The organism is Streptomyces sp. NPDC005925, assembly GCF_040638805.1.
Lineage (GTDB): Bacteria > Actinomycetota > Actinomycetes > Streptomycetales > Streptomycetaceae > Streptomyces.
The window spans coordinates 66623-77866 of the sequence record NZ_JBEXVL010000016.1 but is presented as its reverse complement, the minus strand read 5'-3'; the positions used below and the strand labels follow the sequence as shown (position 1 = coordinate 77866).

General features: G+C 70.5%; 12 protein-coding genes. All 12 read right to left on the bottom strand.

The window, feature by feature from the left end:
• Nucleotides 1-11 precede the first annotated feature (11 nt).
• Nucleotides 12-1013, bottom strand: a complete 1002-nt coding sequence (locus tag ABZ354_RS19560; RefSeq protein WP_358658315.1) for a DUF4255 domain-containing protein — start codon at nucleotides 1011-1013, stop codon at nucleotides 12-14.
• 115 nt (nucleotides 1014-1128) lie between these two features.
• The gene (locus tag ABZ354_RS19555) at nucleotides 1129-1884 is read right to left on the bottom strand and encodes a hypothetical protein (RefSeq protein ID WP_358658313.1); all 756 of its coding nucleotides are present in this window, start codon (nucleotides 1882-1884) and stop codon (nucleotides 1129-1131) included.
• Nucleotides 1877-2611, bottom strand: a complete 735-nt coding sequence (locus ABZ354_RS19550; protein ID WP_358658311.1) for a hypothetical protein — start codon at nucleotides 2609-2611, stop codon at nucleotides 1877-1879. The genes ABZ354_RS19555 and ABZ354_RS19550 overlap by 8 nt, the downstream gene beginning before the upstream one ends.
• A gap of 135 nt (nucleotides 2612-2746) precedes the next feature.
• Nucleotides 2747-3271 (bottom strand): phage tail protein, encoded by a 525-nt coding sequence (locus ABZ354_RS19545; RefSeq protein ID WP_004003113.1) that lies wholly within the window; start codon nucleotides 3269-3271, stop codon nucleotides 2747-2749.
• Between the two features lie 9 nt (nucleotides 3272-3280).
• Nucleotides 3281-5170, bottom strand: coding sequence for a phage tail sheath subtilisin-like domain-containing protein (locus ABZ354_RS19540; protein WP_358658308.1), 1890 nt, complete (start codon nucleotides 5168-5170; stop codon nucleotides 3281-3283).
• Nucleotides 5171-5926: 756 nt separating this feature from the next.
• The gene (locus ABZ354_RS19535) at nucleotides 5927-7375 is read right to left on the bottom strand and encodes an SMI1/KNR4 family protein (RefSeq protein WP_358658306.1); all 1449 of its coding nucleotides are present in this window, start codon (nucleotides 7373-7375) and stop codon (nucleotides 5927-5929) included.
• Between the two features lie 341 nt (nucleotides 7376-7716).
• On the bottom strand, nucleotides 7717-8151 hold the full coding sequence (locus tag ABZ354_RS19530) for an NUDIX domain-containing protein (RefSeq protein ID WP_358658304.1): 435 nt from the start codon (nucleotides 8149-8151) through the stop codon (nucleotides 7717-7719).
• Nucleotides 8121-8735, bottom strand: a complete 615-nt coding sequence (locus tag ABZ354_RS19525) for a TIGR00730 family Rossman fold protein (RefSeq protein WP_358658302.1) — start codon at nucleotides 8733-8735, stop codon at nucleotides 8121-8123. The genes ABZ354_RS19530 and ABZ354_RS19525 overlap by 31 nt, the downstream gene beginning before the upstream one ends.
• 15 nt (nucleotides 8736-8750) lie before the next feature.
• The gene (gene pyrE / locus ABZ354_RS19520) at nucleotides 8751-9302 is read right to left on the bottom strand and encodes an orotate phosphoribosyltransferase (protein WP_358658300.1); all 552 of its coding nucleotides are present in this window, start codon (nucleotides 9300-9302) and stop codon (nucleotides 8751-8753) included.
• Nucleotides 9274-10050, bottom strand: a complete 777-nt coding sequence (locus ABZ354_RS19515) for a zinc ribbon domain-containing protein (protein WP_358658298.1) — start codon at nucleotides 10048-10050, stop codon at nucleotides 9274-9276. Before ABZ354_RS19515 ends, pyrE begins: the two co-directional genes overlap by 29 nt.
• A gap of 215 nt (nucleotides 10051-10265) precedes the next feature.
• Nucleotides 10266-10562, bottom strand: coding sequence for a recombinase family protein (locus ABZ354_RS19510; RefSeq protein WP_358658296.1), 297 nt, complete (start codon nucleotides 10560-10562; stop codon nucleotides 10266-10268).
• 150 nt (nucleotides 10563-10712) lie between these two features.
• The gene (locus ABZ354_RS19505; protein ID WP_358658295.1) at nucleotides 10713-11135 is read right to left on the bottom strand and encodes a secondary thiamine-phosphate synthase enzyme YjbQ; all 423 of its coding nucleotides are present in this window, start codon (nucleotides 11133-11135) and stop codon (nucleotides 10713-10715) included.
• Nucleotides 11136-11244 lie beyond the last annotated feature (109 nt).

The following is an 11244-nucleotide window of genomic DNA, read 5'->3' as shown; positions in this document are numbered from 1 at the left end:
GTCACGTCGCCTCAGTTCTCCGCGCCGTCGCCGCCGCGGCGGCGCGTTCGCGAGCTCGGGCCGCTCTCCGTGCTGTCGGCCCCGTCGTGGCTCTTCTCGGCGCCGGCGGCTGGGTTCGCCGTCCGCTCGGCGGTCTGAGCCGCCTTGGCCGTCTTGGCCGCCTTGGCCGTCTTGGTGGTTCTGGCCGTCTTGGTGGTTCTGCGGGTGCGGGCGGCCGGTGATGTGGTGGTGCTCTTCGGCTCGGCCGTGGCGGCCGTCTTCGCCGCCGCCCTGGCGGGCGTCCGCGCGAGCGCGCCGCTGGGAGCCGGAACGGGCGGGGAGGCGGGCGCGGCGGCTGCCGGGTGCCCACCGGTGCCGGCCCCGGCAGGCACCCCGGAGGGTCCTGGCGGCACGGGCGCCCCCGGCGCCCCGAACGGCAGCACCCGTACGCCGGCACGCTCCACCGGCCTGCCCGGCACCGCCTTCTCAAGGCCGTCGATGAAGACGAGGGCGGCCTGGTAGACCACGGACAACGCGTAGGGGGTCTGGTGGAGCATCCCCCACAGCTTCGACGTCTCGTCGACGTCCATCACGGTCGGTGTGAACCGCACGCGCTGCGCGGCCTCCACGAGGTTGCTGCCCGCCAGGTACGGCCGTTCCCCGGCGCGTTCGACGACGTCCCTCGGCAGGACCGGCGTCTCGTGCAGGGTGCGTACCACGGAGCCGATCAGACGCTGGCCCACCAGGTCCTTCTCGTCGCCGTACGCGCTGATCAGGTAGTGCAGGTCGAGCGCGGCGGAGGCCCGCCGTACGAGTGTGCCGTCGGCGGCGCGGGTGGGCAGGTCGTTGTTGCGCTGCGAGGTGTTGGGCGTGACCTGGTACAGGAACACGGAGAGGGTGGGCTCGCCGGGCGGCTCGGTGGGCGGCTTGCGCGCCTCGACCTTGACGGCCTCGTCGACCTCGGGTCGCAGGTTGTCCGCGATCAACAGGGCGAGGGCCTGGCTGACATGGGCGATGGCGAGTGCGTTGCTCATGGCGTCCGTCCCTCGGTCCCTCGGGTCCTTGGATTCGTCCTGGTCCTTGAATACGTCGCGGACGCCGTCCCCGGCGCCCTTCGTGGTCGCCGTGCGCGGTGCGTCGTGGCGGTGGTCATTCGCGCCCCCGCGCCAGATAGTCGGCGAGGCTGACCGTGGCCCGCGGGCGTCCCGCATCCGGGGGACGGGGCCGGCCCGCGCCCCCCGCCGGCCCCGCGGCCGTGACCTCCAGGCGCCCGATCTGCACCCGCACCACCCGTTCGGTGTCCCGTCCCGTGCGCCGGGCCGAGGCCTGCCGTACGGCGTCGCGCGCGGCGGCGGTGTGCGCGGCGCCGGGCCTCGGGGCGGCCGGCCCGGTGGCGCGGGGAACGGTGTCCGGACCCGAAGGGTCTGGCGCGGACATCACGCTCGGGGTGGGCGGCTGCCCGCCCCGGCCGCGTTCCGCCGTGCGTCGGCCCCTGTCGGGCACCGCTCGCGGCCCCGGTGTGAGCGGCGTGCCCGGCCTCAACAGGGGCGTCACGGGCGCGGGCGGAGCGGCCGGGTGGGGTCCCGTGCTGTCCGGTGCCGGTGGGGGTTCGGTCCGTACGACGGTCCGTTCGCGTTCGGTGCGCAGCACCTCGCGGGCGGTGGGCACAGCCGCCTCGCCGTGCCGTTCGGCGGGCGGGGCGATGGTGGGCCACGGGAGTTCCTGGCCGTCCCGGTCCGTGTCCCGGCCCCGTACCGCCTCGATGCGTTCGAACGGTCCCGGCAGCCGCGGCGTCACCCGCGCCACGTCGGGTCGCGGCGCGGTGGCCGGGGCATGCCGGGCGAGCAGCCGGTCGAGGAAGTCGGGAGTCGGCTCACCGGGCCGTCCCGCGAGGGGGTCAGACATCCGCACACAGCTCCAGGTAGTAGCGGCGGCGCAGCGGGCTGAGCGCCAGGATCTCCGGCTCGCTCCAGCCGTAGGCGGTGGCGAGCAGGTGCACGTCGAGGAGCAGGTCCCGGGCCCAGGCGTCCAGTTCGGTCCACAGGTAGGAGGCGATGTCGAGTTCGGCGCGGGTGGCCCCGCCGCAGTCGGGGCAGGCGACGCCGAGTGCCACGTCGGCCGCCGGGTCCGCGGCTTCTGCGGCCTCGGCGATCCGGCGCTGCACCTCGGCGGGCAGTTCGTCCGCCGAGGCGGGCCGTCCGTCGCGCACGGCCGATACGACGCACCGTGCGAGCAGGGCGCGCCGCGGTTCGGCGTCCCGGGCCGCCGCCGTCAGGTCCGCGACGGCGGGCACCCGGAACTCGACCTCCCAGCCGCCCTCCGTGACCCGTACGACCGGGTCGCGTCCGGCACCCGGTGAGCGGGCGAACTCCGCGGCGTCCAGCTCGAACTCCATGTCCTCGCCGCATGCCCGGCAGGCCAGCCGCACCTGCATCCGGTCGCCGAACAGCGTCCGGCGCAGGGCGAACAGGTCCGCCTCGCGTTCCCCGACGGGCCTCGCGAGCAGCGCCGCCGGGTCGGCGGCGAGGTCCGGGCGCGCCGCCCGGTGCAGCAGCAGGGCGCGCCCCGCCGGTGCGCAGCCGGCCCCGGCCTCCCAGGCGGCCAGACAGTCGGCCGCCCCGGTCATCACCATCGTCTCCCCCGTGACATCTCTTGTGCCGTACACCTCGTTCGCATGGCGTGCCCGCGGCGTACGCCGTACCGTTCCCCGGCCAGGTCGGGCCCGGCCTGTAGGCCGTACGCCGTACGCCGTGCCCTGCCTCCCCGGTCAGGCGGGGTTGAGGAAGGAGGGCTCCTCGGGCTCGGGCACCTCGTAGTCGCGCTCCCAGCCCTCGCACTCGAGCTTCAGCGACTGGATGGCGACCGCGTTGGCGTTGGCGTCGAGCTCGCCGAGGACCTGGTACTCGCTGGGCCAGGTCCGGTAGAGCTTGTGGGAGACGGCGACCTGGCCGGCCTCGTTGAGGACCTGGATCACTATGTCCTTGCGGAAGTCGGCGAGGGACACCTCGGAGCCGAGCCCGGCGCCGACCTGCCAGACCTTGTTGGCCCAGCGGTCGAACTCGGGGTCGTGGGTGACGCCCCGCTCGAGGGTGATGCCCTCGAACTCGGAGCGGCCGGGCGACTTGCGCGGCGAGGACGGGTCGCCGCCGTGCCGGTGCTTGACGACTTCCGTGGTCCGCTTCAGGGGACTGATCTTGCTGATGCCCGCGACCGTCCGACCGTCCCACAGGACCAGGAACTTGAAGTTCTTGTAGGGGTCGAAGCGATGCGCGTTGACCGTGAACTCTGCCATCGGATTCCTTCAGCTCTCCTGGTTTCCCGGCGCCTGGAGCGCGTACTGCCCGGACGTCTGCTGGATTTTCACGACCACGAATTCCGCGGGGCGGACCGGCGCGATGCCGACGAGGACGTTCACGACGCCGTTCTCGATGTCCTCGGCGGTCGTCGTGTCGCTGTCGCACTTGACGAAGTACGCCTCGCGTGGGGTGCCGCCCTTGAAGGCGCCCTGGCGGAACAGGGTGTGCAGGTAGGAGGAGGCGGCCAGGCGGATCTGCTGCCACAGGTTCTCGTCGTTGGGCTCGAAGACCACCCACTGCAGGCCGCGCTGCAGGCTCTCCTCCACGTGCAGCGCGAGCCGCCGCACCGGCACGTACATCCACTCGCTGCCGAGCGCGTCCGAGCCCTCCAGGGTGCGCGCGCCCCACACCACCGGGCCGGTGACGGGGAAGGTGCGCAGGCAGTTGACGCCGAGCGGGTTGAGCAGGCCGCTCTCACGGTCGGTGAGGTCGACCGTGAGGGAGTGCACGCCCGCGAGCCGCGCCTCGGTGCCGGCGGGCGCCTTCCACACGCCGCGCGCGGAGTCGGTGCGGGCGATGACGCCGGCGACCGCGCCGGACGGCGGGAAGGCGCGCAGCCGCCCGGTGAGCGGGTCGGTGAGCTGCAGGTGGGGGAAGTACAGGCCCGCGTGGTTGCCGCGTACGGCGTCGAAGGCGGCGAGTCCGGCACGCGCGCTGTCGACGTCGGCCCAGGTGTCGGGAGCGTCGACGAGGAGGAAGATCCGGCGTTCGGCGCACAGCCGTTGGGCCGCCGAGACGACGGTGACCATGTCCTCGGTGTTCTCGTACGCCGCGAGTTCGGGCAGCACGAGGAGGTTGACGTCGGCGACGCCGCGCAACGCCTGGATGCCGGTCTTGTCGGCCTCTCCACCGATGAGGTCGCGCGGGCCGGGCGGCTCGCCGTCCTCGCCGTCCTCCAGCGGGAACACCGGCGGGTTGACGGACGCCTCCAGGCCCAGATCGTTGGCGCACTCGCCGACGAAGCGGACGACGTCGTCGGGGTCGGTGGAACCGGCCACCACCTGGACACGGCGGCCGAAGGCAGTGACCTCAACTCCGGCGAAGGCGTGCCTGCCGGGTGCGTCGGGCAGGGCGCGCAGCTTGCGCTCCAGGAGCAGCGCCAGCCCGGTCACGGAGGACGGCGCCTCGCCGTCGCAGTCGGGGTCGTGGAGGGTGAACTCGCGCTCCACGTCGTCGATCTTGACGGTGAGGTCGACGGCGAGGTCGGGCAGGTCGTGCCCGAAGGGCTTGGAGACGGTGCCGGACGGGTCGGGGCGGCCCTCGCCGACGACCTCGACGCGGATCAGCCGCGAACCCGCGTTGATCACGGTCTCGGCGTGACGGCCGTGGGCGGCTTCCATGGACAGGCCGGTGAAGCTTTCGCGGGCCTCGCCCTTGGCGTCGTAGACCCGCAGGTTAAAGGTTTCCTCAGGACAATTCGTGTCGTAGTCGACGGCGACGCGCAGGCCGTTGCCCCAGACGCCGGGTTCCTTGGCGTGCACCGTGAGGACGGGGCACTCGCTGCGGTCCTCGGTGGACTCCAGGGTGACGCAGGCGGCCTTGCCGCTGCCGGACCTCGCGACGCGGACCACGACGGCGACGGTGCCGCCGTTCGCGAAGAACTGGTGCACCGCGTAACCCACGGCGCTCCGCGAGCTCAGCCCGCCGAAGCGGCGCTCGAACTCGGTGAAGCTGTTCACGCGGACCGCCTCGTTCAGCGGGCCCCGACGGGTGTGGCCGACGAAGGCGGTCACCGACGTGGTCAGCGTCGAGACCGTTCGGTTGCTGCTGGGAAGCTCTTCGACGTAGACGCCGGGATACGTCGGCTTGGCGGCGCTCACTGGACTCATCGGCATTCCCCCTCCTGTCCCTGTCGCGGGCACCGGACGACGGCAGCAAGAGGACGGCGGAGGGAGAGGTTCAGGCAGCAGCGCCAGCACGGCCCCCCGGGCCCACGACGACGTCGGAGGACAGCAACTCGCGCACCGCATCAGTTCCCCCGTCAACGCCCCCGGCGGTCAGCCGCGCGGGCCAGGCAACTCGCTTGTGACTCCTGATGCTCAGGTGCTCGATCCACCTTCGTCCGTGGCAAGTCACGGCAACAAGGCATCTTCCGGCCAGGAGGTATGGAGTTCGCATGAAGGTACGTTCGCGACATTCGCACACCGCGCCCGCGCGCCCCGGACAGCCGGTCCACGACTTCTGCACTCACCCGGTCCGCGCAACTCGGCGAGACCGTCGTGGTCCACCCACAGGAGTGGCGCACGCCCGCGCGTTCCTTCACAAACGCACACATCGCACCCTGTCCGGTTTCATGAGGGTGACCCGAATCGGGCAACAGCGGACATGCTGCGGATGCTGTGCACGGGATCCCGTGAGGCCGTGCGGGGAGCGGAGCGGGCGGGCCGTGGACACGCGGTGGACACCAGGATCGGTCGCGCCCTGGACTGCCGGTGGACACGCGGATCGGTCGCGCTCTGGACTGCCGGTGGACACGCGGATCGGTCGCGCTCTGGACAGCCGGTGGACACGCGGCGTCCGGAAGGCTCCGAGGCTCCGAGGCTCCGAGGCTCCGAGGCTCCGAGGCTCCGAGGCATGAACACGGCCAGCGGTCAGAGCGTTCCGGCGACCCGTAGCGCGGCCCCCGTGTCCAGGCCGAGGCGGGATGCCAGGGTCAGGGCGTCCTCGATGGTCACGTCGTCCCCGGCCAGCCTGACCGCCGCGAGGGCGGGCGGGAGCTTGCCGTCGCGGAGCAGCACCGCCCACTGCCTCTGGTCCAGGGCCAGGTAACGGAGATTCGGCAGGCCTGCGAGGACGGTCAGATCGCGGACGTCGGCCCCTGCGAGGTCGAGGCCATGCATGTGCGGCAGGCTGTGCAGCGGGGTGAGGTCGGCCGGGGCCGTGGTGCTCACATCGAGCGCGGTGAGGTGCGGATGACCCGCCAGCGGGGTGAGGTCGCCGCCGTCGAGCACGACGCGGAGCGACTCGACGGGCAGGTCGCGCACCGGCGTCAGATCTGCCGTTCGGGAGCGGTTGAGGTGCAGGAGGCGCAGTCCGGGCGCGGCACCGAGCGGGCGCAGGTCGACCGGTCCGGCGGCGTCGTTGATGTGGATGGCCTGGAGGGTGGCCGGCACCTCGTCGGGGATGCCGCCGATGATCTGCCGGGTACGGGCATCCCGGCGCTCCCTGAGCAGGCAGAGGTAGTCGTCCTCCTCCTCGTACTCGTAGGCGCCCTTCTCCAGCAGGTCGATGTGGTCCCGGACGAGGGAGGTGACGGAGTCCGCGACGTACGCGGGTCCGTCGTCATAGTCGCAGCCGGTGACGATGACCTGGCCGGGGCGTCCGTCACGGGCCGGGGCCATGTCCACGGCGAGGTAATTGCCGTCCTCGCCGCTGGCGAAGCGGATCCAGTCGGGGTGGCCCGCGCAGCGGCGGACCGTGTCGGCGGGTGTGGCGTCGAAGACCACGGCGTCCCACTCCAGATCCCAGCCGGACCAGGGGCGTTGGCTCCCCTCGCCGTACTCGCGGACGACGCTGTCCAGGGACAGCCACGTGTAGCCGTCGATCAGGTAGCGGGCGTCGAGACCGACGGCGTCCCCGTCGGCGATCAGGTACAGCGCTCGCAGGTCGGCGGGCAGCGTCCTGCCGATGCGCTGTTCGGCAGCGTCGAGTGCCTGCGACGTGGCGGGAGGGGGAAGTTCCTCGCGGTGTCCGAGGACGGCCGCGCGGCGGTCGAGGTAGGTGCGGAAAAGCCCCGTGGCCGACTCCGGGTCACCGGCCGGTGCGGAGGTGCAGGCCTCCTGGCGCAGGCCCGGTTGCGGCAGACGGCAGGCGGGGTCCAGGACGATCTGATAGCCGCCGCCCGCGCTCGTCACCCGGCCGACGGACTGCTTGAAGACGACCAGCCGGTACTCGCCGGAGGGCAGGCAGTCCATCTCCCAGCTGATGGTGTCCCAGCCGCGCTCCTCACGGATCGGCTCGGCGAGGTCCGTCAGAAGGTCGTGCAGACGGGGCAGTCCCACGGAGTGGCACGCTCCCGGGACCGTGTAGCGGCCGGTCATGCCGCTTCCCCAACGACCAGCGTCACCGGACAGCAAATAGAGTCTCGATCGAACCCGGAACGGTTCACCGTGCATGCTGCGAGCGGACAGCCAGAGCGCGCCGCGCAGGTGCTGCGCACTCACTGGGCCACCACTGTGAAGCCGGCCAGCGTCATGCCGGTCCGCCTCACCGAAGCCGGGGGGGGGTTTCTTCCCCCAGCTGACGCAGAGTCCTCCTTCGACGTCCCTGGCTCCGTCCGTCCCCGATTCGGCCCCGGGTGCAACGTCGGACCCGGACCAGGTACGGCCGACGTACTCGGAACGGTACGGTGCGACCATCGATCCCGGCGAGCCTGAACAGATCATTCCTCGCTGATGAGCAGATCCGGAAGGAGCCGCAGGACCTCCTGGACAGCCGGTGCGCAGAGGTCCGACTGGCCCTTGCTCACCCACTCCATCTCGGCGATCTCACCCCCTACTTGCGGAACTCCATCTGCCGCTCCGGTAAAGCACTGCATGCTCAGCTGCACACCCGGTCGCGCGTGAGCCGGCGCGGATACCGTGGCGAAATGCGCGAGGGTGGACGACAGAAGCCTGAGCCCCAACTCCTCGCGCACTTCGCGGATGATGGCTTCTTCCGGCGATTCGCCTGGCTCCAACTTTCCGCCGGGCAGGTAGAACGCGTCACGCCCCTTGGTCCTGACGACGAGCAGTCGATTCCGCACGTACGAGATCCAGCCGACAGAGTCAAGCGTTTGCAGTTTCATCATGTCCACTTCGCCACTGGTGGTGTCCACGTGCGCAGGAGCGCGAGAAGCCCCATGCTGTCCTGGGCCACGACGAGGGAGTCCAGGTGTCGTTGCGCAAGGAAGCCCCGCTCAACCATCTCATTGAGCGCCGTCAAGAGAGTCATCCAGCAGTCAGCGACGTTGAGGAGCGCTACGGGCTTCACGTGAATCCCTAGCTGCCCCCATGTCCACGCCTCGAAGAATTCCTCAAGTGTACCTGCGCCTCCGGGCAGAGCGACGAAGGCGTCTGCCAGCTCTGCCATCCGCGCCTTGCGTTCGTGCATCGAATCAACCACGTGCAGGTCGGTGAGCCCGTCATGGGCGAGTTCACAAGCGATCAGATTTCGCGGCATGACGCCGATGGCCTTGCCTCCTGCGCCCAGAACGGCGTCAGCCAGCACGCCCATCATTCCGACGCGGCCTCCGCCATAGACGAGGGTTATGCCCTGATCGACAAGGCACTTCCCGAAGTCCCCGACCGCGTCGACCAGTACTTCTGAAGAGCCCAGGGCGGACCCGGTAAAGGCGGCCACGCTGCCCAGCTTCGGCTGCCGGTTATCCGATGAGAGCGGGGGAAGCAGATGGTGACTCAAGAGCGCGCCCCTCCTCTACTTCGCCAGCAGTTCGGATGCGGTGAAGACGCTGCGTACGGGTACGCCTGCGGCGGCGATGGGATCTGCCCCTCCACGGTCGACCAACAAGACGACACCCGCGACGTTGGCGCCCTCGTCTTGTACGGCTTTGATGGCATCGAGGGTAGAGGCACCCGTGGTGGAGGTGTCCTCAACGATCAGAACCTGCTTGTCACGGAGATCGGCTCCCTCGACTCGCTTACCGAGCCCATGTTTCTTGGACTCCTTCCGGATGGCGGCAGCGGGAAGGTGCTGCCCTGAAGCCTGGGCGGCGGACATGGTGGCGAGCGCGAGAGGCACGGCCCCCAGCACTAGCCCTGCCACGGCGTCGTACTGCCAGTCTCGTGTCTCTTCCCAGATGACCTGGCCGACGAGCTCGAACCCTCGCGGGTGGAGGCTGACGCAGCGAAGATCGAAGTAGTGGTCCGACGTAGCCCCCGAGGACAGGGTGACTTGCCCACGGACAAGGGCGATTTCTGCGATGAGGTCGGCAAGTTCGTCACGGTCGCATGAAGGTCTCGCGGTCACGCTGAGGTTCGGCCTCCAAGGCCGCAAGCTCTCGTCCCAGGGCCGCGTACCGGTCGCGGAACCAAGCAGCGTCGTCAGGCGCGTCGTACAGGCCTGCCTCACGGTCCGCTCGCAGGCGTTCGCGGCTCGCCCGTGTCTCCGCTATTCGTTCGGGGATACCGTTGCCGGAGTCGTACACCGTCTCGTAGATCAGCCCGTCCCTCAGCTCGCGGAGAAACCACTCTTCGACAAAGGCATCGAGGCTGTGAGCACGGATGAGCGGCGCGGGCCGACAGTTCCAGGCCTGCCGCCAACCCTCGTTTCGGGCCGTACAGGTGTAGCGCGGCGGTTCGTCAATCGAGGTCTGGGTGTACAGGCGGGTGTGGCACTGCCCGCAGAGGGCTATCTCCGTGAGGAGGTAATCGCGGTTCGTGCGGCGGGACCAGGGCGCCCTCCGCGCGAGGATCACCTTCTTCAAGGCGTCGTGCGTCGCCCTGTCCCACAGCCCTTCACAGAGCCTCACCGGGTTCCCCTGCCGATCGAGTACCGGCCTGTGCTGATGCATCAGATATCCGAGAGTGGCCTCCGACAGGAGGATGTTCTTCAGGCTCTGCGCGTTCCACGGGCGACCCGCCGACGGCTTGCCGTACATCATGGCCAAGTGGTCCGCCGGCGACGGCTCCCCGGCTCGGTTGAGGCGAGCCGCCTCGCTGCTGGGGGTGACGTTCTCCGGATCGGCCAGGATGCGGCGGGCGACGCCGCGGAGCACCTCGGCGGCGTGCGGATGCGGTCCACGTGGTCGATCTTGCCGCCCATTACCTTCCGGACATAGCGGAACCCGTAGGACGGCTTGCCCTTGAGGCGGCCGGCCGCGCGGGTCTTGACCGTGGCGTCGCGGTTGCGGCGCTGGATCGCGCGGAGTTCCATCTGCGCGCCCCATGCCTCCATGGTGAAGCGGTTCTCGTCGGCGGGGTCATCAAGATCTCAGGGCCCGTTGTGTCCGTACGTGACGAGCATCTTCTCCTCGTCACGCATCTTGTAGCCGGTGTTCAGACAGTCGACGACGTTACGGCCGAGCCGGTCCACGGCAGCCGAGACCAGGCCGTCGTACGGGCCCTTCTCATCGCGCAGCCAGGGGCCGAGCTTCGGGCGGGTCACAGGGTCGGTGGCTCCCGAGACCTCCCAGTCGTCGGCCCAGCCGATGATGTGGGCACCGACGGAGGCGGCGACGGTCAGCACGTTCTCCCGTTGGCGCTCAGGGGAGGACGTGGCAATCTTCAAGCGCGACAGCCGCCGCACGCCAAGCAGGCCTTTGCCGCGTCCATCGTAGGGACGTTCGATCACAGATGGGTCTGTACCGCGCAAGTTTCTCTCCGTTCGCGCACGCATCGTACGGAGAATCGGCGGCACGGCCCCCGGTGACGATCTTGGTCAGCCGAGGAAGCTCAGACGAACCCAACGGGTGTCTTTAGCCTCATTCGTGTCCACCAGGCACACCGACTGCCACGTTCCCAGTTCGAGGCGTCCGCCGATCACCGGCAGCGTCGCGTGCGGCGGGACGAGGGCGGGGAGGACGTGGTCGCGGCCGTGACCGGGGCTGCCGTGGCGGTGCTGCCAGCGGTCGTCCGCGGGGAGCAGGGTGTGCAGGGCGGCGAGGAGGTCGTCGTCGCTGCCGGCGCCGGTCTCGATGACGGCGATTCCCGCCGTGGCGTGCGGGACGAAGACGTTGAGGAGGCCGTCGCGGTCGTCCGCCGCTTCCCTCAGGAAGGCCTCGCAGTCGCGGGTCAGATCGACGACCCGCTCGCTGGAGCCGGTCGAGACGGTCAGAACTCGGGTGGTGAACGCATCGGACATGCCTCCATCCTGATGCAAACGGGACGGCATACGCACCATCCCCGACCGTCCCCGACACGAGGGGTCGACGAGGGATGTCCATCCACCGAGACCCTCGTCGGCCGCGCGC